Annotated in this window: 21 protein-coding genes and 1 pseudogene; 13 read left to right on the plus strand and 9 right to left on the minus strand. The window is 73.9% G+C overall.

The window, feature by feature from the left end; genetic code table 11:
* Both EAD98_RS16920 and EAD98_RS16925 read right to left on the minus strand, forming a co-directional pair.
* Positions 1 to 393: pseudogene (locus tag EAD98_RS16920) on the minus strand (hypothetical protein); the annotation flags it as partial.
* A gap of 31 nt (positions 394 to 424) precedes the next feature.
* Positions 425 to 880 carry an SRPBCC family protein gene (locus EAD98_RS16925; RefSeq protein WP_074313136.1) on the minus strand — a complete coding sequence of 152 codons (456 nt, stop codon included), beginning with the start codon at positions 878 to 880 and terminating at the stop codon, positions 425 to 427.
* A gap of 217 nt (positions 881 to 1,097) precedes the next feature.
* Here EAD98_RS16925 and EAD98_RS16930 point away from each other — a divergent pair, with 217 nt between their 5' ends.
* The 7 genes from EAD98_RS16930 to EAD98_RS16960 all read left to right on the plus strand — a co-directional run bounded on the left by EAD98_RS16930 (position 1,098) and on the right by EAD98_RS16960 (position 9,594).
* Positions 1,098 to 2,897 (plus strand): long-chain fatty acid--CoA ligase, encoded by a 1,800-nt coding sequence (locus tag EAD98_RS16930; protein WP_121655057.1) that lies wholly within the window; start codon positions 1,098 to 1,100, stop codon positions 2,895 to 2,897.
* 14 nt (positions 2,898 to 2,911) lie between these two features.
* Entirely contained in the window at positions 2,912 to 4,603 is a 1,692-nt protein-coding gene (locus EAD98_RS16935; RefSeq protein ID WP_121655027.1) for a GAF domain-containing sensor histidine kinase, read from the plus strand.
* Between the two features lie 7 nt (positions 4,604 to 4,610).
* Positions 4,611 to 5,279 (plus strand): response regulator transcription factor, encoded by a 669-nt coding sequence (locus EAD98_RS16940; RefSeq protein ID WP_007072219.1) that lies wholly within the window; start codon positions 4,611 to 4,613, stop codon positions 5,277 to 5,279.
* A gap of 187 nt (positions 5,280 to 5,466) precedes the next feature.
* Positions 5,467 to 6,276: an SAM-dependent methyltransferase gene (locus tag EAD98_RS16945; RefSeq protein WP_121655028.1), complete on the plus strand. Its 810-nt coding sequence runs from the start codon at positions 5,467 to 5,469 to the stop codon at positions 6,274 to 6,276.
* A 79-nt stretch (positions 6,277 to 6,355) separates the two neighbouring features.
* On the plus strand, positions 6,356 to 8,014 hold the full coding sequence (locus EAD98_RS16950) for a bifunctional diguanylate cyclase/phosphodiesterase (RefSeq protein WP_199723440.1): 1,659 nt from the start codon (positions 6,356 to 6,358) through the stop codon (positions 8,012 to 8,014).
* 303 nt (positions 8,015 to 8,317) lie between these two features.
* Positions 8,318 to 8,899 (plus strand): TetR/AcrR family transcriptional regulator, encoded by a 582-nt coding sequence (locus EAD98_RS16955; protein ID WP_121655030.1) that lies wholly within the window; start codon positions 8,318 to 8,320, stop codon positions 8,897 to 8,899.
* A gap of 26 nt (positions 8,900 to 8,925) precedes the next feature.
* Entirely contained in the window at positions 8,926 to 9,594 is a 669-nt protein-coding gene (locus tag EAD98_RS16960) for a 1-acyl-sn-glycerol-3-phosphate acyltransferase (protein WP_121655031.1), read from the plus strand.
* Positions 9,595 to 9,605: 11 nt separating this feature from the next.
* Here EAD98_RS16960 and EAD98_RS16965 read toward each other — a convergent pair whose 3' ends face one another.
* From EAD98_RS16965 to EAD98_RS16980, 4 genes are all read right to left on the minus strand, one after another.
* Entirely contained in the window at positions 9,606 to 10,730 is a 1,125-nt protein-coding gene (locus EAD98_RS16965; protein WP_121655032.1) for a glycosyltransferase family 4 protein, read from the minus strand.
* Complete coding sequence (locus EAD98_RS16970; protein WP_121655033.1) at positions 10,727 to 11,986, minus strand: M48 family metallopeptidase; 1,260 nt, start codon at positions 11,984 to 11,986, stop codon at positions 10,727 to 10,729. Before EAD98_RS16970 ends, EAD98_RS16965 begins: the two co-directional genes overlap by 4 nt.
* Positions 11,983 to 12,243 carry a hypothetical protein gene (locus tag EAD98_RS30965; protein ID WP_158609810.1) on the minus strand — a complete coding sequence of 87 codons (261 nt, stop codon included), beginning with the start codon at positions 12,241 to 12,243 and terminating at the stop codon, positions 11,983 to 11,985. Before EAD98_RS30965 ends, EAD98_RS16970 begins: the two co-directional genes overlap by 4 nt.
* A gap of 73 nt (positions 12,244 to 12,316) precedes the next feature.
* Entirely contained in the window at positions 12,317 to 12,535 is a 219-nt protein-coding gene (locus EAD98_RS16980; RefSeq protein WP_121655034.1) for a hypothetical protein, read from the minus strand.
* A 252-nt stretch (positions 12,536 to 12,787) separates the two neighbouring features.
* Between EAD98_RS16980 and EAD98_RS16985 the strand changes: the two genes are divergently transcribed.
* On the plus strand, positions 12,788 to 13,288 hold the full coding sequence (locus tag EAD98_RS16985; protein WP_121655035.1) for a hypothetical protein: 501 nt from the start codon (positions 12,788 to 12,790) through the stop codon (positions 13,286 to 13,288).
* A gap of 44 nt (positions 13,289 to 13,332) precedes the next feature.
* On the opposite strand, the gene EAD98_RS16990 is transcribed toward EAD98_RS16985, so the two are convergent.
* Positions 13,333 to 14,052: a DinB family protein gene (locus EAD98_RS16990; RefSeq protein ID WP_121655036.1), complete on the minus strand. Its 720-nt coding sequence runs from the start codon at positions 14,050 to 14,052 to the stop codon at positions 13,333 to 13,335.
* 69 nt (positions 14,053 to 14,121) lie between these two features.
* The gene (locus EAD98_RS16995) at positions 14,122 to 15,573 is read right to left on the minus strand and encodes an NYN domain-containing protein (RefSeq protein ID WP_121655037.1); all 1,452 of its coding nucleotides are present in this window, start codon (positions 15,571 to 15,573) and stop codon (positions 14,122 to 14,124) included.
* A 127-nt stretch (positions 15,574 to 15,700) separates the two neighbouring features.
* Between EAD98_RS16995 and EAD98_RS17000 the strand changes: the two genes are divergently transcribed.
* The 5 genes from EAD98_RS17000 to EAD98_RS17020 all read left to right on the plus strand — a co-directional run bounded on the left by EAD98_RS17000 (position 15,701) and on the right by EAD98_RS17020 (position 21,236).
* Positions 15,701 to 17,455, plus strand: coding sequence for a DEDD exonuclease domain-containing protein (locus EAD98_RS17000; protein WP_121655038.1), 1,755 nt, complete (start codon positions 15,701 to 15,703; stop codon positions 17,453 to 17,455).
* Between the two features lie 129 nt (positions 17,456 to 17,584).
* On the plus strand, positions 17,585 to 19,378 hold the full coding sequence (locus EAD98_RS17005; protein WP_121655039.1) for a bifunctional (p)ppGpp synthetase/guanosine-3',5'-bis(diphosphate) 3'-pyrophosphohydrolase: 1,794 nt from the start codon (positions 17,585 to 17,587) through the stop codon (positions 19,376 to 19,378).
* A gap of 53 nt (positions 19,379 to 19,431) precedes the next feature.
* Positions 19,432 to 19,974: an NUDIX hydrolase gene (locus tag EAD98_RS17010; protein ID WP_121655040.1), complete on the plus strand. Its 543-nt coding sequence runs from the start codon at positions 19,432 to 19,434 to the stop codon at positions 19,972 to 19,974.
* Between the two features lie 5 nt (positions 19,975 to 19,979).
* A complete protein-coding gene (locus EAD98_RS17015) occupies positions 19,980 to 20,870 on the plus strand; it encodes a sugar phosphate nucleotidyltransferase (protein ID WP_121655058.1) in 891 nt (296 codons plus the stop codon).
* 78 nt (positions 20,871 to 20,948) lie between these two features.
* Positions 20,949 to 21,236 carry an Lrp/AsnC family transcriptional regulator gene (locus EAD98_RS17020; RefSeq protein WP_074313163.1) on the plus strand — a complete coding sequence of 96 codons (288 nt, stop codon included), beginning with the start codon at positions 20,949 to 20,951 and terminating at the stop codon, positions 21,234 to 21,236.
* Between the two features lie 73 nt (positions 21,237 to 21,309).
* Here EAD98_RS17020 and EAD98_RS17025 read toward each other — a convergent pair whose 3' ends face one another.
* Complete coding sequence (locus EAD98_RS17025) at positions 21,310 to 21,999, minus strand: DUF4142 domain-containing protein (protein WP_121655041.1); 690 nt, start codon at positions 21,997 to 21,999, stop codon at positions 21,310 to 21,312.
* Positions 22,000 to 22,055: the final 56 nt, after the last annotated feature.

Here is a 22,055-nt window from a genome sequence, read left to right on the forward strand (position 1 = left end):
CAGGCCCGCCCCGGGACGCGCCCGCCCCGGCGGGCTGGTCGCGGGCGGCTCCGCCGGGGCGAACGCCCGGAGCAGGCTGGCCACGCCCGCCGCGAGGTCACCGGCGCCGGTGGCCAGCCGCTCGGCGAATTCGGGACTCGGGTCGCGCAACGCGGCGATGCCCCGACAGACCGGACAGACGCAGCATTCGGCGGATCCGGTGGCGAAACCGCCACCGGCGCCGAACTGACCACCGGGGGCGGCACTGTGACCGAGGACACCGGCCAGCATCCCGCCCAGCGGGCCCCAGGCCCCGCCCGCCGAGCCGGCGGAGGCCAGCCGCGCCCCCGCGAGCAGGGTGGCGACCAGCCGCTCCGCCTCTTCCCGGGCCGAACCCGGATCCGTTCCGCCCATGGTCGGCTCCTCTACCGTGCCGCCGTCCGCGTCACTGCGCCGCACCGGGTGCTTCTACCCGGTGCTTGAGCTGCTTCAACGCGGTGTCCATGATCATCTTCTCGGCCTTGCGCCGAAACATGCCGAGCATGCCCACGGAGAGTTCGACCTCCAGGGTGTAGGTCACCGTGGTGCCGCCGTCCGGGTTACCCACCAGGTCGTACGAACCGCGCTGGCTCTTCTGCATCTTCGAGGGCGCCACCAGGTGCCACTCGATCCGGGACAGGTCCTCGGCGTACTCGTAGGCGAGCACGTACTCGTCGGCCATCACCCCGGCGTCGATGGTGAACCGCACCTGGCTGGCGTAGCCGTCCTCGTACTCCTCGATGACCTCGGCCCGGCGCACCGCCTCGGTCCACTCCGGGTAGCGCGCGAAGTCGCAGATGACCGCCGTCACCCGGTCCGGTGACGCGCCGATGATGATCGACTGGGTGGAGGAGTCCGCCATGGGGGGAGGCTACCCGGCGGGCACCGCCAGCGCGCCACGCCGCCCCTCACCGCGCGGGGCGACGCGGGCTCGACACCCGACGGCGCGCCGTGGACCGACCACCAGATGCCCGACCGACCATCCTGCCTACTCCACGCGACCCGACCGCCCGGTAGGTTTCGACAGAGCCGACGCCCACGGCGGCCGACCCGACCAGTGGAAGCACGAAGGAGTGCAGGTGCGCGAGTTCTCCGTTCCGCCGATCGTCACCGTTGGCGACGCGGCCAACCTCACCGATCCGGTCTGGGACAACGCCGAGGTCGCGCCGGACGCCGTGCAGTTCGTCCGCCGTACCGACGGCACGACCTGGACGGACGTGACCTGCCGGCAGTTCCGTGACGAGGTGGTGGCGGTGGCCCGCGGGCTGATCGCCGCCGGCATCCAGCCGGGCGTCCGGGTCGCGCTGATGAGCCGCACCCGCTACGAGTGGACGCTGCTGGACTACGCCATCTGGGCGGCCGGAGCGGTCACCGTACCGATCTACGAGACCTCCAGTTCCGAGCAGGCCGCCTGGATCCTCGCCGACTCCGGCGCGGTCGCCGTGGTGGTGGAGACCGACGCGCACGCCGGCCTGATCGCCGACGTCCGGGACCGGCTGCCCGAGCTGGAGCGCGTCTGGCAGTTCGACCGCGGCGGGGTCGACGAGCTGGTCACGGCCGGCGCCGCGGTCGACGTGGCCGAGGTGGAGCAGCGCCGCAAGGCGGCCCGCGCCGACGACCTGGCCACGATCATCTACACCAGCGGCACCACCGGCCGACCCAAGGGCTGCGTGCTCACCCACCGCAACATGTACGCCGACATCGCCAACGCGGTGCCGGTGCTGCCCAACCTGTTCCACCCCGGCGCTTCCACCCTGCTCTTCCTGCCGCTGGCGCACGCCTTCGCCCGGCTGATCCAGATCGGCGTGGTGCAGGCCCGCGCCACCATGGCGCACAGCGCCGACACCAGGAACCTGGTCGCCGAGTTGCAGGAGTTCCGGCCGACCTTCGTGTTGTCCGTCCCCCGGGTGTTCGAGAAGGTCTACAACGCGGCCAAGCAGAAGGCCGAGGCCGACGGCAAGGGCGGCATCTTCGCGCGCGCCGAGCAGGTCGCCATCGCGTACAGCGAGGCGCTGGAGACCTCCCGCGGGCCCGGCCTGGCCCTGCGCGCCCAGCACGCGGTCTTCGACCGGCTGGTCTACGGCAAGCTGCGTGCCGCGCTCGGCGGCCGGTGCCGGGACGCCATCTCCGGCGGCGCGCCGCTCGGCGCCCGACTCGGCCACTTCTTCCGCGGCATCGGCGTGACGGTCCTCGAAGGCTACGGGCTGACCGAGACCTCGCCCGCCGCGGCGGCGAACCTGCCCACCGGCACCCGGATCGGCACCGTCGGCCGGCCGCTGCCCGGCGTGACCGTCCGGATCGACGACGACGGCGAGATCCTGATCTCCGGCGACCTGATCTTCCAGGGCTACTGGCACAACGAGGCGGCGACCGCCGAGGCGCTCACCGCCGACGGCTGGTTCCGCACCGGCGACCTGGGCCAGCTCGACACCGACGGCTACCTCAGCATCACCGGCCGGAAGAAGGAGCTGATCGTGACCGCGGGCGGCAAGAACGTCGCCCCGGCGGTGCTGGAGGACCAGGTCCGCGCCCACCCCCTGATCAGCCAGTGCGTCGTGGTCGGCGACCGGCAGCCGTTCATCGCGGCCCTGGTCACCATCGACGAGGAGGCGTTGCCCGCCTGGCTGGAGTCGGCCGGGCTGCCCGCCGACACCCGGGTCGAGGAGCTGCGCGAGCACGAGGGCCTGCGCTCGGAGATCCAGTCCGCGATCGACAGCGCGAACCGGGCCGTCTCCAAGGCCGAGGCGATCAAGGTGTTCCGGGTCCTGCCCCGCGACTTCGCCGAGGCCACCGGCGAGCTGACCCCGTCGCTCAAGGTCAAGCGGCAGGTTGTCCACAAGACGTACGCGGCGGAGATCGCCGATATCTACCGGGGCTGACTACCATCCGTCACGTGCCCGCATCGACATCCGCCGCACCACACCCGCATCCCCTCGCCGCGGCCGCCCGCCTGGTGATGCTGGCGCTGGTCGCCATCCTGACCCTGTTCGCCACCCGCGACGTCACCCAGCTGTGGTGGATCGCGCTGCTGGCGATCGCCGGGCTGCCCTCGCTGCTGGCCCCTCAGCACCGGCTGATCGGGCCGCTGAGCCGGGTGGCCGAGGTGATCGTGCTGGGGCTGGCCGCGAGCCAGGTGGCCGCGGTCGCGTCGATCGGCGGCACGGTCGACGGGCTCGGCGCCTCGGCGGTGCTGCCCTACCTGGCGGTGCCGGTGACCGTCACCGCGCTGCGCCGCCGCTTCTCCGAGGGCGCCGCGCTGCTCGCGGTCACCGCCGCCACCCTGCTGGTCAGCGGGGCGCTCACCGAGGTCGGCGGGGAGCGTCAGCTCGGCCAGCTCGGCTACCTCGCGGTCTGCGCGCAGTGGCTGATCCTCGCCGCGCTGGGCCTCTACGCCGCCGGCACGCTGCACCGGGTGATGGCGGTACGCGGTGAGGGCAAACCCCAGCCGTACGCCGAGGCGACCCGGCTGCTGACCCAGCTCCGCACGGTGGCCCGGCAGCTTCCCGGGGCGACCCTGGACCCGGGCGGCATCTCCGAGCACCTGCTGGAGGAGCTGCGCACGGTGGCCCGGGCGGACCGGGGGGCGGTGCTGTCGGCCAGTGGCGGCGGCCGGCTCGTGGTGCTCGCCCAGGCCGGGCTGGACCGGGTGGACTGGGAGACGACGCTGGACGCGGACTCGGCGATCGCCGACGCGTGGGCCAGCCAGCAGGCCACGACGGCCGCGCGGTCGCAGTCCCGCTCGCACCGGGGCGGCGACGTCTCCGCGTTGATCGTTCCGCTGGTCGCCGGGGTGCGCACGGTGGGGCTGGTGGTGCTGGAGGCGGACGCCGCGCAGGCGTACCCGCCGCCGGTGGTGTCCCGGGTGACCGCGCTGACCCGGCCGGCCGCGCTGCGCCTGGAGGCGGCGCTGCTCTTCGACGAGGTCCGCTCGCTGGCCACCAACGAGGAGCGGCAGCGGCTGGCGCGGGAGATCCACGACGGGGTGGCGCAGGAGCTGGTGATGGTCGGCTACGGCATCGACAACGCCCTGGCCACCGTCTTCGACGACGCCGACGAGACCGCCGAGGCGCTGCGTACGCTGCGCGGCGAGGTGACCCGGGTGATCACCGAGCTGCGGCTGAGCCTGTTCGAGCTGCGCAGCGAGGTGGACCGGCAGGGCGGGCTGGCCGCGGCGATCGCCGAGTACGCGCGCACCGTGGGCGCCTCCGGTGGGCTGCGGGTGCACCTGTCGCTGGACGAGTCCACCGCGCGGCTGCCGGCGGCCACCGAGGCCGAGTTGCTGCGCATCGCGCAGGAGGCGGTCACCAACGCGCGCAAGCACGCCGGGGCCTCCAATCTCTGGGTCACGTGCGAGGTGGACCCGCCGTACGCGCAAATTGAAGTGTCGGATGACGGTCAGGGGATGGCTGACCAGCGGCCCGACGGGCGGTACGGTCTTGCGATCATGGCCGAGAGGGCGGAACGTATCCGGGGCCGGTTGGAGATCAGGCCCCGGCAACCGAGCGGCACAACCGTGGCGGTGGTTCTCGGCACCTCGCCCCGGCGCGATAACCTGCGCGGTAGCGCAGCAGCAGAAGGGGAGTAACCCGAGGATGACCACCAGTCCGACACCGGCCACCCGCACCAAGGTCCTCCTTGTCGACGACCACGACCTGATTCGCAAGGGCCTGCGGCACGCCTTCGAGCGCGACCGTCAGTTCGAGGTCGTCGGTGAGGCCGCCACGGCGGCAGAGGGGGTACGCCAGGCCGGTGCGCTTCAGCCGGACGTGGTGATCATGGATCTCCGGCTGCCCGACGGCAGCGGCCTCGAGGCCACCCGGGCGCTGCGCAAGTCCAGCGCGTCGATGGGCATCGTGGTGCTGACCATGTACGCCGGCGACGACCAGCTCTTCGGCGCCCTGGAGGCCGGCGCGAGCGCCTTCGTGCCGAAGACCGCCCCGGCCGACGAGGTGGTGGCCGCCGCACGGCACGCCGCCTCCTCGCCGAGCGCGTTCACCGCGGCCGACCTGGCCGAGGCGATGAAGCGCCGGCTCGCCCCGTCCGGTCCGCAGCTCTCCCCGCGGGAGGGGCAGGTCCTGCGGCTGCTCGCCGACGGGATGAGCGTGGCCGGCATCGCCAAGCAGCTGTTCGTCAGCGAGTCCACGGCCAAGACGCACATCTCCAAGCTGTACGAGAAGCTCGGTGCGGCCAACCGGGCGCAGGCGCTGATGACCGCGCTCCGGCTCGGCCTGCTCGAGGCGCCGGACGCCCCGAAGTTCTGACCCGCCCCCGCTCGTCGAGCGGGACGCCGGGACCGAAGGTCCGCGCCAGCTCCGGCCGGCGCGGACCTTCGCGTATCGACCGACGTCGGCGGGAACCTCGCGGCGCGCTATGGTCTGGCGGGAACGTGCGGGGCACAATACCCGCGCGGGCGACGACGCCCGCGTCGCGGACTCGAGGGGTGATCGCATGCAGCGGCCGGACTGGGCACCCGAGACCATCGACATCGAGCGCCCGAGCGTCGCGCGGATGTACGACTACTACCTCGGCGGGTCCCACAACTTCGCGGCCGACCGGGCCGCGGCGCAGGCGATGGTGGCCGCCGTGCCGGAGGCGCCCCTGATGGCCCAGGCCAACCGGGCGTTCCTGCGCCGGGCGGTGCACCACCTCGCCGAGGCGGGGATCCGGCAGTTCCTGGACATCGGCTCGGGCATTCCCACGGTCGGGAACGTGCACGAGATCGCCCAGCGGCTCGACCCGGAGTCCCGGGTCGTCTATGTGGACGTCGACCCCGTGGCCGTGGCGCACAGCCGCGAGATCCTGGCCGGCAACGACCGCGCGGTGGTGGTGCAGGAGGACCTGCGGCACCCGGAGAAGATCCTGACCCACCCCGACGTCCGCAAGCTGCTCGACCTGGACCAGCCGGTGGCCGTGATGATCGTGGCCGTGCTGCACTTCGTCTCCGACGAGGACCATCCGGCGGAGCTGCTGCGGACCCTGCGCGAGGCGCTGGCCCCGGGCAGCTACCTGGTGCTGTCGCAGGCCAGCGACGACGGGCGCAGCCAGGACGAGCGGGCCGAGGCGGAGCGGGTCTACCGGCGTACCGACAACCCGCTCTGGGTCCGCAGCCGGGCCGAGTTGACCGCGCTCTTCGACGGGTTCGAGCTGCTCGACCCGGGCGTGGTCTGGGTGCCGCAGTGGCGGCCGGACACTCCGGAGAGCGCGGAGGACGCCGAGCGCGCTGTCTTCATGGGCGGCGTCGGGCGCCTCGGTGGCTGAGTCGCCCGGGGCGACCACCTGCCCGGGCACGTTCGCCAGGGCCTGGGCCAAGGCCGTCTCCGGCACCAGCTACCTGCCGATGACCCAGGCCCAGTTGGAGACCCTGCTGCACCGGCTCACCGGGCAGCTGGCCGGCGCGCTGCTGGCCGAGCCGTTCGACCTCCGCGCCGGTCATCGGGTGGGTGCCGAACTGGTCGCCGCGCACATCGCCTCCGCGGAGGGGCTGGGCCGTACCGTCGAGGTCATCCAGCTCCGGCTGATCCGCGACCTGGGGCTGGTGGCCGAGGAGGTCGAGGACCGGCTGGCGCGGCTGCTCGCCGCCGTGGCGACCGGCTACGCGCGGGCCCTGCGGGACCGGACGCTCGACGAGCAGGAGTCGATCCGCCGGGCCGCCATGATGGCGCGGACGCAGGCCGAGCGGGCGCTACGGGCCAGCGAGGCGCGGTTCCGGCACCAGGCCACCCACGACCCCCTCACCGGCCTGCCCAACCGGACGCTGTTCACCGAGCGGCTCACCGCCGCGCTCAACGAGCCGGGCCGGGGCGCGCAGCGGGTCGGCGTGTGCTTCCTCGACCTGGACCGGTTCAAGGTCGTGAACGACACGCTGGGGCACCAGGCCGGCGATCGACTGTTGATCACCGTGGCCGAGCGGCTGTGCCAGACCGTGGGCGAGCACCTGGTGGCCCGGCTCGGTGGGGACGAGTTCGTCATCCTGGTGGAGCGCAGCGGCGGCACCGACGACATGGTGGCGGTGGCCGAAGCCGCGCTGGCCGCCGTCCGGACACCGACACTGGTGGACGGGCACGAGCTCCAGGTCTCGGCGAGCATCGGCATCGTCGAGCGCCAGGTCGCCGGCGCCAACCCCAGTGACCTCATGCGGGCCGCCGACAGCACCCTGCACTGGGCGAAGTCGGCCGGCGGCGCGAGCTGGGCGCTCTACGACGCCGAGCGCAACCGACGTGAGCTGGCCCGGTACGCGCTCTCCGCGGCCATCCCGGCTGCCTTGGAGCGAGGCGAGTTCTACCTCGACTACCAGCCGCTGACCTCGCTTCGCGACGGCCGGCTGATCGGCGTGGAGGCGCTGGTTCGCTGGCGCCACCCGGAGCTGGGTGTGCTGCGACCGGACAGCTTCATCGGGCTGGCCGAGGAGACCGGGCTGATCGTGCAGCTGGGCGGGTGGGTGCTGGCCGAGGCGTGCCGGGAGGCGGAGGCCTGGTCGGCCGGTGGCACGGCCGCGCCGTTCGTGAGCGTGAACCTGGCGGTCCGGCAGGTGCACCGGCCCGGACTGGTGCAGGAGGTGCGCGCCCTGCTGCGACAGACCGGGCTGCCGCCGGAGCGACTCCAGTTGGAGATCACCGAGAGCACGATGATGAGCACGGCCAAGGAGCCGGTGCGCGCCCTGCGGGTCCTGGCGGACCTCGGCGTACGGATCGCCATCGACGACTTCGGCACGGGCTACAGCAATCTGGCGTACCTGCGGGACCTGCCGGTGACCGAACTGAAGGTGGCCGGGGAGTTCGTGGCCGGGCTGCGGTCGCCGTCGGTCGGGCGCACCGATGAGCGGATCCTCGCCTCGCTGGTTTCCCTGGCGCACGCACTGGACCTGACGGTGACCGCCGAGGGGGTGGAGACCGCCGGGCAGGCCGAGCGGCTGCGGGCGATCGGCTGCGACGCCGCCCAGGGCTGGCACTTCGGCCGACCCGCCCCCGCCGATCGGATCCTGGCCCGCATCCGCTGACCACCGCACCGCCCCAGCACTGCCGCCCCGTCACTGCCGCCCCGTCACTGCCGCCCGGCACTGCCGTGACCTGCCGCTGCCGCCGGTCCACTGCCGTGACCTGCCGCTGCCGCCGGTCGAGTGCGGCCCCTCAGGGCCGTGCGGTCGGACAACCGCCATACCTCACAGGCATATCTATGACTCTGAGGTATACCGCTTGAGAGGGCGAGCACCCAGATACCGACGGCCGCGTCCCGTGCCGTCGGGCATCGGCGGGCCGGAGCAGAGTAGACAGTGTCTACGCCAGGGTGGTAGACACTGTCTATGAGTGAGGACGGGGGCGTCCGGGCCCGACTGGTGGCCGCCGGGGTGGACCTGGTGCTGCGCGAGGGCCAGTCGGCGGTGTCACTGCGGGAGATCGCCCGCCGGGCCGGTGTCTCGCACGGCGCACCCCGGCGCTACTTCCCCACCCACGTCGACCTGCTCTCCGCCATCGCGCGGGAGGGTTTCGCCGACCTCTCCGCCCGCGTCGAGGAGACGATACGCGCCGCCGGCTCCGACCCGCGCGCCCGGCTGGTCGCGCTCGGCCGGATGTACCTCGACTTCGCGGCGGCGCATCGCGGGATGTTCGAGCTGATGTTCCGGCACGACCTCCTGGACAGCGGTCGGCTACAGCTGCGCGAGACGAGCCTGCCCCTGTTCGCCGTCCTGGCCGACCTGGTGGCTCAGGTACGCCGGCCGACCGACGCACCGGCCCCGGTGCTCGCCGGCGCGCTCTGGGCCAACCTGCACGGCATAGCCCAGCTCTGGGCCTGGGGCAGCCTGCCGCTGGCCACGGGCGCCACCGAGGACCACGCCCTGCTGCACGCCGCGCTGGACGCCCACCTGGGCCCGGCCCCCGACTGACCATCCGATCCGCACCCGGAGGACACGTGCCCCTGCTGTACGACCTCACCAAGCTGACCGTCGGCACCACGCTGCGGCTGGGCTGGCGGCCGCGCGTGGAAGGGCTCGAACACCTGCCCCGGCGCGGCGGCGCGATCCTCGCCGGCAACCACCTCTCCGTCGCCGACGAGCTGTTCCTCGTCAGCGTGACGCCACGGCACGTCACCTTCTGGGCCAAGTCCGAGTACTTCAGTGGCCGCGGCCCCGGCGGCTGGCTCAACCGGCGGATCGTCGCCGGCATGGGCGCGATCCGGGTCGAGCGCGCCGGCGGCCGGGCCGCCCTCAGCGCCCTCGACGCCGCCGTGCCGGTGCTGCGCGCCGGCGGCCTGGTCGCCGTCTATCCCGAGGGAACCCGCTCCCCGGACGGGCGGCTCTACCGGGGCCGCGTCGGCATGACCCGACTGGCCCGCGACGCCGAGGTGCCGATCATCCCGGTCGGCGTGCTCGGCACCGCCGAGGTGCTGCCCGTCGACGCGCGGCTGCCGCGCCGGCACCCGGTCAGCCTGCACTTCGGCCCGCCGATCCCGGTCGCCGGCCGGATCAACGGCCCACGCGACATCCGGACGATCACCGACGAGGTGATGGCGGCGATCCAGCGGCTCACCGGCCAGGAGTACGTGCCGCGCTACGCCCCGCCCCGGTCGACTGCCACCTGAAGCGCGGCGGGTCAGCCGGCGAGCAGGGCCGCCATCCGCTGCGCCTGCGCCTCCCAGCGCCACTCCCGCTCCACCCAGGCGCGACCCGCGGCGCCCAGTTGGCGCGCCAGGTCCCGGTCGGCGAGCAGCCGGGCCACCCGGTCCGCGAGCTGGGCGACGTCGCGGCCACGGACCACGTAGCCGGTCTCCCCCTCGCGCACCGCGTCCGGCGCGCCTCCGGAGTCACCGGCCACCACCGGCAGGCCCGTCGCGGACGCCTCCAGATAGACGATGCCGAGCCCCTCCACGTCCAGCCCACGGTTGCGGGTGCGGCAGGGCATCGCGTAGACGTCGCCGGCCGCGTAGTGCGCCGGCAACTCGGCCGCCGGCACCGAACCGGTGAAGACCACGTCCCGTTCCACCCCGGCCTGCCGGGCCAGCTTCTCCAGGGTCGCCCGGTACGGCCCGCCGCCGACGATCAGCAGCGCCGCGTCGGGCACCCGGCGGCGGATCTCCGGCAGCGCCCGGATCAGCATGTCCTGCCCCTTGCGCGGCACCAACCGGGACACACAGACCACCACCGGCCGGTCGGTCAGCCCCAGCCGGGCCCGGACGGGCTCGCCGTCCACGGTCGGGTGGTAGGTGTCCACGTCGACGCCGGGCGCCAGCCGGCGCAGCTCGGTCAGCCCGTCCAGCACACGGGCGAGCCGGCTGCGGGTGTATTCGCCGAGGTAGGTGGTGACGTCGACGCCACGACCGATCCGGCGCAGCGCCGGCCGGGCGGCGGGCAACGCCGCCCAACCCACCTCATGGCCGTGGGTCTGCGCCACCACGCGGCGCACCCCGGCCCGCCGACGCAGGCCGGCGGCGAGCAGCCCGAGCGGAGCCGCCGCGCCGAACCACACGGTGTCGCAGTCGTACGCGCGGGCCAGCCGCGCCGCCCGACGGGCGATCAGCGGAGTGGGCAGCAGCACCCGGGTGCGTTCCCGGATCACCTCGAACGGCTGGTCGGCGTCGAACTTCGCCGCCCCGCGCCAGCTCGACGCGTACACGACCACCGAGCCGGCCGGCTGACGCACCGCGAGGTTGTGCACGAAGGACTGGATCCCGCCCGGGCGGGGCGGGAAGTCGTTGGTGATCAGCAGCGTGCGGTTCATCGGCCGGCCTCCCGGGCGTACGCGCGGGCGGCGGCCATCCGCTCCACTGTGGACGGGTGTGAGGCCGAGTAGAGGTATTCCCAGCGCGGCGGGTCCGGGTCGCCGAGGTTGACCGAGCCGAGCCGGCGCTGCATCGACTCGAAGGCGACCGGGTCACGGGTGAGCGCGAGCGCGTGCGCGTCGGCCCGTGCCTCCACCCGCCGGGACATCAGCGCCTGCACCGGCGCGGCGACCAGCCCGGCCACCGTGACCAGGGCGACCAGCAACGGAAACGCGCGCGGGTGGGCGACCGAGTCGACGCCGGCCAGCCGTAGCAGCGGCCCCCAGGAGCCGAGCAGGTAGAGCGCCACCACCGCGGCGGCGGCACCGAGCGCCCCGGTCAGCGTGCCGGCCGCCACGTCCCGGTCCTTCGCGTGCCCCAGCTCGTGCGCCACCACGGCGGTCACCTCCGCCGGGGTGGCCTCGCGCAGCAGCGTGTCGTAGACCACCACCCGCCGGGTCGGCCCCAGACCCGAGACGTACGCGTTGACCGCCCGGGTGCGCCGGGAGGCGTCGGCGACCAGCACGTCGCGCACCGGCACCCCGTCGCGGGCGGCCATGCTCATCAGCTCGGTGCGCAGCGGGCCCTGCTCCATCGGTGTGAACCGGTTGAACACCGGCTCCACCAGCACCGGCAGCACGAACGACAGCAGCACCACCAGCAGGGCCGCGCCGCCCGCGCCGAACGCCCACCACCAGCGCGGCGCGAGCCGGATGACCGCGTAGAAGCCGAACAGCGCCACCGCGCCGATCACCGCGCTGACCGCGTACGACTTGAGCAGGTCGACCGCCCAGCCGCTCCAGCCGTTGGTGCTCAACCCGTAGCGGGTGAGCACGCTCTGCCGCCAGGCAGCGAACGGGAGGGTGAGCAGGTCGGCGACGAGCACCACGGCCAGCCCGCCGAGCACGGCCTGCGCGGCCCAGTGCCCGCCGAACGGCCGGCCCACCAGCTCGACCAGGCGGCTGCCCAGCGGGGTCAGCCCGAGCGCGAGAGCGACCAGCAGGCCGACGACGAGCGCGGTGTAGCCGCCGGGGCGCAGCGCGGCGCGGAACTCCCGCCCCTTGGCCACCTGCTCGGCGGGCAGGTCGCCCAGCGCGGCGAGCTGGTCGGCCCGGGGCGCGGGCGGCCGGTGCCACGGGATCAGCAGCGCGGCGGTCACCACCAGCGCGACGGTCAGCCCGGCGAGGGTCAGCAGCGCCCAGGCGCGCGGAGTCACGCGGACACCGCCGCGCCGGCCGCGCGACCAGCCGTGGCACCGCCGCCGAAGACGGACACGCTGCCGGAGGCGAGCACGCCGCCGGGGATGGACACGCTGCCCGAGACGAGCATGCCGCCGGAGACGGGGACGCCGCCGGAGACGAACAGGCCGCTGAGAACGGGCACGCCGCCGGAGACGTTCACGCCGCCGCCCGCCGCAGCGCCGACGAGCGTGTCGTCGACGGGCCTGCCGTCGTCGCGTCGTACCCCGCTCATGCCGCCGCTCCTCCCGCCGTGACCGCCCATCCTATGGCCCGCGAAAAGGTCGCATTCGGGCGCGGTCTCGCGCTCAGGCGACCCGGCGGGTGTCGCGACGGCCGGCCTCGCCGGGACGCTCGGGCGTGGCCAGCACCTCGACGTCGAAACCGGCCCGGGCGAGCACCTCGATCGCCTGGACCTCGGCGGCGACCAGACCGGCCGCCGGCGACGTCTCGTCGAACAGGGCGGCCAGCAGGCAGCCGGAACAGCCGTCACCCCGCCTCGCGCACCCGTCGCAGTCGATGAGCATCACGCCTCCTGATCGCTCGCGACGCACGGCCGGCGCACCTTGTGGTCGCCACCCGAGCACCGTCGGTCACATCGACGGTATCCACCGGGTACGACAGAACCGCCCGCACCGGCCGTTGCGGGCTAGATCCACTCCAGATCCGCGATATCGGGGTATCCCGGCCAGCCGGACACCCCGACGTCACCGATCTCGTGTCGATCACGCCGAGCGGCGTTCTGTTTGGACCGCCGGCCGCACGGGCACCGGACGACAGTGGTCAACGCCGATGCGTCCTCCGTCGTGGACTTCCACTACTCGCCGCGCCGACACCGCACCGCCATGGTCCTCGTCGCGCTCGCCGCCGCGGCCCTCGTCACCGCCTACGCGGTGGTGTTCGATGAGCCGTGGTGGCAGGTGCTGCTGCGGTTCGGCTTCATCGCCGTCGCCGCCTCGTTGACGCTCCGCTGGTCAATGCGCCGTCAACCTCGCCTGCCCCTGCGGTTGACCGAGGAGGCGCTGCACCTGACCGGACCGGGCGGCACCACACTCACCATCGACTGGGCCAACGTGGCAAGCGCCCAGGTCCGAGGCGCGCTGGATCCTCGACTGGTGGTCAGGCCACTCGACCCCCGGCGGACCCGGCCCCCGATGCAGCCCGGCCAGTGGTCGACACCCGGACGCGGGCAATACGAGCTGGTCGTCCAGCTCACCTGGATGACGCCGGACCGCGACGTCCTGCGCCGCGAGCTGGCGCGGCGGCTGTCGACCACGTGACCGGCATCGACCCCGAGCGCCCGCGCCGCCGCCAACCCGCGCCGTCAGCCCTGCGCGTCGAGGTCACGCAGTGCGTAGCGGAGGTGCTCCCACTCCTCGTCGAAGATCACGTGAAGGCAGTGCAGGACGGACACGATGTGCTCGGGCCACCACGCGCTCGGCCGGGACTCGGCGAGCAGGTCCGGCGTGGCGGTCGCGAGGAAGTCGCGCACCATGGCCTGCCGTTCGGCGCGCACCGCAAGGACCGCCTCGAAGGTCGGCTGCTCCGTGGCGAAGACCGACATGTCGAAGCCGTCGGTCTCGTACTCGACGTGTGACTGACCGAGCGGGTGGAACGGCTGCGGTAGGCGCAGGACCGCCTTGCCCAGCCACGCGTCGGCGGCGAACGCGAGATGCCGCAACGTCTGCGCGAACGACCACTCGCCGCCGACCGGGACGTCGGCCGCGCCGTCGGGCATGGATTGGACCCGGTCGACCGCCGCCGCCCAGGCCCGTTCGAGCGCCGCCCACGCCGCGCGCAGGTCGGCCGGGTCGGTGGCGTGCCTCAGGTCGCGGCCGGGGAACCGGCGGTTGAGCTCGGCCTCGACGAGCGGCACGACATCGACGCCGTTGACCAGGAGCGCGCCGTCGGCCAGCCACGGCGCGTCGATGTCCAGACCGGCCACGTCGACGCCGCGCATCACCGCGCCCGCCAGCGTCGACCTGGTGAACCGCGCACCGCGCAGGTTTCGGTCGACGAAGACCGTGACGTCGTCCTGAATCATCGCGACTCCCCTCCCCCGGCGGTCGCGGCGATGCTAGCGCGCGCGTCCGACAGGCACGGGCCGGCGCGGTCAGGAGCGGGCGAGCCGCCGCAGCAGCGAGTCGGCGCCCAGCGGGTACGCCCCGTGCCGGCGTACCCCGTCGGCGACCTCGCGGTCGGAGGAGACCACGACCACCGGCCGGCCCGCCGGCTCGGCGCGGACCAGGCGCCGGATCAGCTCGTCGGCGGTCTCGCCCTTGCGGGAGAAGAGCACCCGTACGCCACGCGGCGCCGGCGGCAGCCCGTGCATCCGTTCCGCCCCGTCGAAGACCACGGTGACCTCGTCGCCGGTCTGGGCGGCGATCCCGCCCAGGCCGGTGATCAGGCGTTTGCGCTGCTGTTCCAGGGACATCTCGCCGAAGCCGCGCTTGGTGACGTTGTAGCCGTCCACCACCAGGTGCGCCCGGGGCAGGGCGAGCAGCTGGTCGAGCCGGGCCGGATCGTCGGTGTCCCGGGCGCGGGCGGCGGGGCTGGCCGGGGCGGTGCCCGGCTGCTCGGCGAACGCGTCGGCGACGAAGTCCGCAGGGAGCTTGTCGACCGGGTCGAGCGCCAGCTCGCGGCGCAGCCCGACGGCGGCCTGACCGATGGTCTCCAGCAGCAGCCAGAGCCGGGCGTCGTCGACCGAGCGGGCCTCCTTGGCGCTGGCCCGGGCCACCCCGGCGGCCGCCTCCGCCTCGGCCAGTCGGGCGCGGGCGCGGCGCAGCTCGGCGTCCACGTCGGCGCTGGCGCGGGCAGCCCGGCCGCGTTCGGTGGCCAGCAGCTCGGTGGCCCTGCGCTCGCGGGCCTGGGTTTCCCGCAGGGTGCGGGCCAGCTGCCGGGACTCCTCGCGGAGCTGACCCAGCTCCTCACGGACGCGGGCCAGCTCGTCGCGGAGCTTCTCCGCCTCGACCCGGGCCACCGCCCGGTCGTGCTCGGCGCGGGTGGCGCGCTGCTCGGCCTCGCGGACCAGCTCGGCGACGACCGCGCTGTCCGCCTCGGCGCGCACGGCCGCGCCGCTGGCGTCGATCAGCTCCCGCCAGCCACGTGGACGGGCCAGGTAGGCCAGCGCGGCCACCTCGACCGGGTCGGCGGCGGCGGGCGCGGTGCCCTCGACGACGGCCGCGCCAAGGTCACCGGCGTCGGCCAGGACACGGGCGGTGACCCGCTGCCGGAACAGGGGGTCGGCGGTGAGCTGGGCGGCGATGGCCGGGGCGCCGAGCCGGGCCCGCCGGTTCGGGGCGAACTTGGCCACCCGGCGCAACGGCACCGGGACCTCGTCGGCCGGGAGGGTGGGCAGCACCGCGGCGGTCAGCGCGACGATCCGCTGCCGGACCGGTTCGGGCAGTGTCGGTTCCGGCTCGACACCCGGGCCGTCGTCCGGCGCCGTCGGGGCTGGTGCGTCCGATGTGTCGGTGACTACGTTGTCGTCCGGGTTGCCCGCACCGTCGCGCGCGACCGGATCCTCCTGCGGGAGGTGGTCGTCGTACGGCTCGGTGAGGGGCATGTGGCAAGTCTCCCACCGCGACCGGGCCCACCGCCCGGTGAGTGAGCCGATCTCTCATCCTAGCCCCATGCCGACTGGTGGGGCCGCTGTGACGGGAGTGTCGGACCGGCGCGCTAGCGTGCCGCCGATGGCACAGGCGGAGTACGTCCAGGAGTCCCTCGCCGGTCTCGACCCGGCGGTGGGCGGGGTGGACCCGGCGCTGCCGCTCTACGCGACCACGTTCGTGGTGGTCGACCTGGAGACCACCGGCGGCGCACCCGACGGCGGCGGCATCACCGAGATCGGCGCGGTCAAGGTGCGCGGCGGCGAGCAGTTGGGCGTGCTGGCCACCCTGGTCAATCCGGGGCAGCCGATCCCCCCGTTCATCACCGTGCTGACCGGCATCACCCAGGCCATGCTGCTGCCGGCGCCGCCGATCGAGCAGGTGCTGCCGAGCTTCCTGGAGTTCATCGCCGACGCGGTCCTGGTGGCCCACAACGCCCCCTACGACGTGGGCTTCCTCAAGGCGGCCTGCGCGAAGCACGGCTACCGCTGGCCCAACCCGCGCGTGTTGGACACGGCGGCGCTGGCGCGGCGGGTGCTGACCCGCGACGAGGTGCCCAACCGCAAGCTGGGCACCCTGGCGGCCTACTTCCGCACCGCCACCCAGCCCACCCACCGCGCCCTGGACGACGCGAAGGCCACCGTCGACGTGCTGCACGGCCTGATCGGCCGGCTCGGCGGGCACCGGGTCGACACGATCGGCGACGCCATCGAGTTCGCCCGGGCGGTCACGCCGACCCAGCGCCGCAAGCGACACCTGGCCGAGGGCCTGCCCAAGGTGCCGGGTGTCTACATCTTCCGGGCCGCCGACGACCGGCCGCTCTACGTCGGCACCTCCGGCGACATCGCCACCCGGGTGCGCAGCTACTTCACCGCCGGGGAGAAGCGCGCCCGGATCTCCGAGATGCTGGCCGCGGCCGAGCGGGTCGAGGCGGTGGAGTGCGCGCACTCGCTGGAGGCGGAGGTCCGCGAGCTGCGGTTGATCGCCGCGCACGCCCCGCCGTACAACCGGCGGTCGAAATACCCGGAGCGGATGGTCTGGCTCAAGCTGACCGACGGGCCGTACCCCCGCTTGTCGGTGGTCCGCGACCTCTCCCCCACCGACACCGCCTACCTCGGCCCCTTCACCTCCCGGCGGGCCGCGGAGCTGGCCGCCGCCGGCTTCCACGACGCCGTGCCGCTGCGCCAGTGCACGCACCGGCTCTCCCTGCGCACCGTCACGCCGGCCTGCGCGCTGGCCGAGCTGGGTCGCTGCCCGGCGCCCTGCGAGCACAAGATCACCCCCGAGGAGTACGACCACCGCGCCGCGACGCCGTTCCGCGACGCCACCGCCAGCGACCCGCAGCCGGTGGTGGACGCGCTGCTGGCCCGGATCGACGTGCTCTCCCGCGACCAGCGCTACGAGGAGGCCGCCGTGGTGCGGTCCCGGCTGGCGGCGGTGCTGCGCGCCACCGTGCGGATGCAGCGGCTGGCCGCGCTGACCGGGATCGTCGAGCTGGCCGCGGCCCGGCCGGCCGCCCGGGGCGGCTGGGAGCTGGCCCTGGTCCGGCACGGGCGGTTGGCGGGCGCGGGGGTGTCCCCGCCCGGCGTCCACCCGCGACCCACGCTGAACGCCATCCGGGTCACCGCCGAGACGGTGTCGGGCGGGCACGGTCCGGTGCCGGCGGCCACGGCGGAGGAGTCCGAGCGCATCCTGTCCTGGTTGGAGCGACCGGAGACCCGACTGGTGGAGATGTCCTCCGGTTGGTCCTCCCCGGCGGGTGGCGCGGGGCGTTTCCGTGACCTGCTGGCGAAGGCCGAGAGCGGCGCGTCCCACCAACTCTCGACCGAACGCTCATGACCAAGTGACCGATCGGACTACGTCGACTCGCTTAGGCTGTTAGAGAAGTGCAGTCCTGCCCGATTCGTGGGCCTGCTCCCGGTCGCCGGGTTTCGGCGGCCGAGGGGCCGGGGTGAGGAGGTGTCCCTCGTGGACGTCGACGCCGGACACGGCGCCGCCCTGGGGGGCGCCCTGCCGACCCAGTCGGGTGAGCTGCCGCTGGCCCGCCGGCTGCGGTCGTTGCTCACCTGGCCGACCACCGACTCCGACCCGGTCACCCAGCTGGTCCGGACCCATCGCGGCATCCATGCCGGCACCGACCCGGCGGTGCTGCGCCGGGCGTACACCATCGCGGAGAACATGCACCGCGGGCAGTTCCGCAAGAGCGGCGAGCCGTACATCACCCATCCCCTCGCGGTGGCGCAGATCTGCGCCGAGCTGGGAATGGACACCACCACCCTGGTGGCGGCGCTGCTGCACGACACGGTGGAGGACACCCGCTACACGCTCCAGGCGCTCTCGGAGGACTTCGGCGGCGAGGTGGCCCACCTGGTCGACGGGGTGACCAAGTTCGACAAGGCGTTCTACGGCAAGGCCGCCGAGGCGGAGACGATCCGCAAGATGATCGTCGCGGCCGCCAAGGACGTCCGGGTGCTGATCATCAAGCTGGCCGACCGGCTGCACAACATGCGCACCCTCGGTGTCCGCTCCGCGGCCTCGCGGGAACGGATCGCCCGCAAGACCCAGGAGGTGCTGGTCCCGCTCTGCGACCGGCTCGGCATCCAGACCCTCAAACGGGAGCTGGACGACGTGGTGCTGCTGCACCTGGAGCCCGACGAGCACGCCCGGCTGGCCCGGCACGTGCACGACCGGCCGGGCTGGGACGCGTACCTCGACGCGGTGGTCAACCGGGCCCGGGTCGCGCTGCGCCGCAGCCGGGTGGACGCCGAGGTGAGTCCCCGGCCGCGGCACCTCTACTCGATCTGGAAGGACACCATCGCCGGCGGCCACACCGCGCCGTACGATTTGCCGCGCATCGCGGTGGTGGTCGACGGCCCGGCCACCGACTGCTACGCCGCACTGGGTGCGATCCACGGCACCTGGCGTCCGATTCCCGGCCGTTTCAAGGACTTCATCGCCTCACCGAAGAACAACCTCTACCGCTCGCTGCACACCAGCGTCTGCGGCCCGCAGGACCGCACCGTCGAGGTGCTGATCCGCACCGAGGAGATGCACCGCTCGGCCGAGTACGGCATCGCCGCCGACTTCCGCTTCCCGCGCTCGGGAAGCAGCAGCGCGGCGGCCCGCGCCGAGCAGCTGGACTGGCTGCGCCGGGTCCTGGACTGGGAACCGGACGCCGCCGACCCGGCGCAGTTCCTCGAGTCACTGCGCTGCGACCTCGCCGAGGGGCAGATCCAGGTCTTCGCCGACGGGCGGCAGGTCGTGCTGCCGGCCGGCGCCACCCCGGTCGACCTCGCCTACGAGCTGGGCAGCGAGCGGGGCGACCACTGCCTCGCCGCCCGGATCAACGGCCGGCTGGCGCCGCTGAGCTCGGAGCTGGACGAGGGCGACGTGGTGGAGATCTTCACCGAGAACGACGGGGACAACGGCTTCGAGGCCGGTGAGGCGCCGCGCGGCCCGCGTCGGGAGTGGCTCGACTTCGTCAAGTCGCCGCACGCGCAGATGCAGATCAACCGGTGGTTCGCCGAGCACACCGAGCCGGGCATCACGATCAGCGACAAGGTCCGGCTCGGCCGGGCCACCATCGGGCTCGCCCTGCGCCAGCACAACCGCGGCCTCGCCAGTGACCTGCCGCTGCTGCGCCTCTCCGAGGAGCTGGGCTACCCCGACCTGGAGACCCTGCTGGTCGCGGTCTTCGACCGCGTGATCGAACCGGACACGGTGGTACGCCAGCTCATCGACCTGGTCGACCATCGACAGTGACGGGCCGGGCCCCAGCGCGTCCGAAGGACATTCGTGACCACTAGCCTGGGGTCATGATCCCCCGTTCCCGCGCCACCGGTCGGGCCATCTTCTACCAGGCCTTCTACCGGCTGCCGCTGCCGGTGCGCCGTCGCCTGGTCCGGCTGGCCGTGCCCAAGTACATCGTCGGCGCGGTCACCCTGGTCCGGGACGCCGAGGCGACGGGTGCGGGTCGGTTGCTGCTGCTGCGCCAGCCGCCCGGCAAGGGTTGGTCGCTCCCCGCCGGCCTGCTGGATCGGGGTGAGGCCCCGGTGGTGGGCGCGGCTCGCGAGCTGTTCGAGGAGTCCGGCATCCGGCTCCCCCCGTCCCGGCTGCGCCCGGCGGTGCCGAACGCCGTCGTGCACGCCAGGGGTTGGGTGGATGTGGTCTTCGAGGCGGAGGTGCCGGCCTCCGACACCGAGCTGGTGGTCGACGGCGCGGAGGTCTTCGAGGCCGCCTGGCACCCGCTGGACGACCTGCCCAAGCTGACCTGGCCGACCGCCCGGCTGCTCGCCTACTACGACATCGGGCCGCTGGCCGGGCAGTTTCCGCCACCGGTGCCCGACACCACGCCGTGACCGGGGTGGCCGGCGCGCCGGCGACGGGCGACCGGGCGGGCGACCGACGCGCGGAGGTCTGCGCGGTGGTGCTGGCCGCCGGCGAGGGCACCCGGCTGCGCCCGCTCACCGAACGGGTACCCAAGGCGCTCTGCCCGGTGGGCAACGTGCCGCTGCTGGACCGGGCGCTGACCCGGCTGGCCGGGCTCGGCCTGGCCGGGCCCGAACGGGTCGCGGTGAACGCCTGCTACCTCGCCGACCAGGTGGTCACGCACGTCGGTGACCGCGCCCACCTGTCGGTGGAGCCCGGCGATCCGCTCGGCACCGCGGGCGGCGTGGCCAACCTGCGGGACTGGATCGACGGGCGGCCGGTGCTGGTCGGCAACGCCGACGCGTACCTGGCCGACGCCGGTTCTCCGCCGGGCCCGGACGTGGCCGCGCTGCTGGACGGCTGGGACGGGCACGGGGTACGCCTGCTCGGTCAGCCCGCCGCGGACCCGGCGGCGCCGGGCACCTTCGCCGGGCACTGTTTCACTGGCTTCTCGCTGCTGCCCTGGCGGCTGGTCCGCGACCTGCCGGTGGTCTTCTCCGACCTGGTGCGCGCGGTGTGGCGGCCGGCCGAGGCGGCCGGCGCGCTGGAGGTGGTGGCCTACCCGGGCACCTTCTACGACACCGGCACCCCGGCCGACTACCTGGCGGCCAACCTGCACGCCGCCGCCGGCGGCACCCTGATCGACCCGTCCGCCACGGTGACCGGTCGCTGCGTGGAGTCGGTGGTCGGCGCCGGTGCGCGGGTGGACGGCGACGTGCGGCGCACGGTGGTCTGGCCGGGCGCGACGGTGCGCGACGGCGAGCGGCTGCGCGACGCGATCCGCGCCGAGGACGGCCGGACCGTCCCGGCCACCGCGCGCGGCTGAGCCGGGACGCCTCCCGCCTCCGGGCCGGGCGGAAACATCTAGCATGGGCGACGACGCCGACGAACGGAGAAATGCCCCGTGATCACCGCGATCGTGCTGATCGACTGCGCCACCGATGCGATCCCCGAGGTGGCGGAGAACCTGGCCAACCTCCCCGGCGTCAGCGAGGTCTACTCGGTGGCCGGGCACGTCGACCTCATCGCCATTGTCCGGGTCCGCGAGTTCGACCAGATCGCCCAGGTCATCGCGGGCAGCATCTCCAAGGTGCCGGGTGTGCTGAACACCGAGTCGCACATCGCGTTCCGGGCGTACTCCCAGCACGATCTGGAGGAGGCGTTCGCGATCGGCCTGGCCAGCGCCGACTGACGCGCCGAACGGGCGCCGGGCGCACGGCGGCCGGCCCACCACGCGGGTGGGCCGGCCGTCTGCTGTCGCTACGTCAGCTCTCGCTGGGAGCCGGCGACTCGGTGGTGCCGCCGCCCGGAGCCGGCGACTCGGTGCCACCGCCCGGAGCCGGCGACTCGGTGCCGGTGCCACCCGGAGCCGGCGACTCGGTGCCGGTGCCGCCCGGGCTGGGCGTACCGCTGGCGCTGGTCTGCGGAACCGGGATGCCCAGCTGGTTGGCGAGCTGGACCAGTTCGTCGTAGTGCGTCTGCAGGATCGGCAGAGCGGTCTGGGCCAACTGGACCACGGACTGCTCGGAGCCCTGCGAGATCTCCGTCTGGGTGGCCTGGATGGACTGGACGTGTCCGGCCAGTTCGCTGGTCACCCACAGCCGGTCGAACTCCGCGCCGCTGGCGTTGTTCAGCTGGTCGATGACGGCCTGCTGATCGGCGCTGGGCTCGTTCGGCAGCTCCACCCCGAGCTGGGATGCGGTCTGCTGCACCGTCTGGTCCAGCTGGGTGTGGTCGGTCTTCAACATCGCGCCCAGGTCCTTGACCCCCTGGTTCTGGCCCTTCTGCTGGGCCAGGTCACCGGCGGTGATTTCGAACAGGTTGACCTGGTGCACCGCCTGCAGATACTGGGTGTCCTGCGTTGACGGCTGTGCCGCGGCCTGCGCGGCCGCAGCCGGCGCGACGCCGACCAGTACCAGCGCGGCCAACAGGCCGAGGCGTTTGATACCCAACATGCTTCCCCCCCTTGAGACGTTGGACCGCACGGATACCCGGCTCACCGGGGTTATTC

The organism is Micromonospora sp. CV4, assembly GCF_003667455.1.
GTDB lineage: Bacteria > Actinomycetota > Actinomycetes > Mycobacteriales > Micromonosporaceae > Micromonospora.

Excerpts from the sequence above, each read along its gene's own strand:
- EAD98_RS16940 (WP_007072219.1), top strand. The coding sequence starts at position 4,611 with ATGACCACCAGTCCGACACCGGCCACCCGCACCAAGGTCCTCCTTGTC.
- EAD98_RS16965 (WP_121655032.1), bottom strand. The coding sequence starts at position 10,730 with ATGAACCGCACGCTGCTGATCACCAACGACTTCCCGCCCCGCCCGGGC.
- EAD98_RS17025 (WP_121655041.1), bottom strand. The coding sequence starts at position 21,999 with ATGTTGGGTATCAAACGCCTCGGCCTGTTGGCCGCGCTGGTACTGGTC.
- EAD98_RS16925 (WP_074313136.1), bottom strand. The coding sequence starts at position 880 with ATGGCGGACTCCTCCACCCAGTCGATCATCATCGGCGCGTCACCGGAC.
- EAD98_RS16950 (WP_199723440.1), top strand. The coding sequence starts at position 6,356 with ATGACCCAGGCCCAGTTGGAGACCCTGCTGCACCGGCTCACCGGGCAG.
- EAD98_RS16980 (WP_121655034.1), bottom strand. The coding sequence starts at position 12,535 with ATGCTCATCGACTGCGACGGGTGCGCGAGGCGGGGTGACGGCTGTTCC.
- EAD98_RS17010 (WP_121655040.1), top strand. The coding sequence starts at position 19,432 with ATGATCCCCCGTTCCCGCGCCACCGGTCGGGCCATCTTCTACCAGGCC.
- EAD98_RS17000 (WP_121655038.1), top strand. The coding sequence starts at position 15,701 with ATGGCACAGGCGGAGTACGTCCAGGAGTCCCTCGCCGGTCTCGACCCG.
- EAD98_RS30965 (WP_158609810.1), bottom strand. The coding sequence starts at position 12,243 with ATGAGCGGGGTACGACGCGACGACGGCAGGCCCGTCGACGACACGCTC.
- EAD98_RS16990 (WP_121655036.1), bottom strand. The coding sequence starts at position 14,052 with ATGATTCAGGACGACGTCACGGTCTTCGTCGACCGAAACCTGCGCGGT.
- EAD98_RS16955 (WP_121655030.1), top strand. The coding sequence starts at position 8,318 with ATGAGTGAGGACGGGGGCGTCCGGGCCCGACTGGTGGCCGCCGGGGTG.
- EAD98_RS16945 (WP_121655028.1), top strand. The coding sequence starts at position 5,467 with ATGCAGCGGCCGGACTGGGCACCCGAGACCATCGACATCGAGCGCCCG.
- EAD98_RS16995 (WP_121655037.1), bottom strand. The coding sequence starts at position 15,573 with ATGCCCCTCACCGAGCCGTACGACGACCACCTCCCGCAGGAGGATCCG.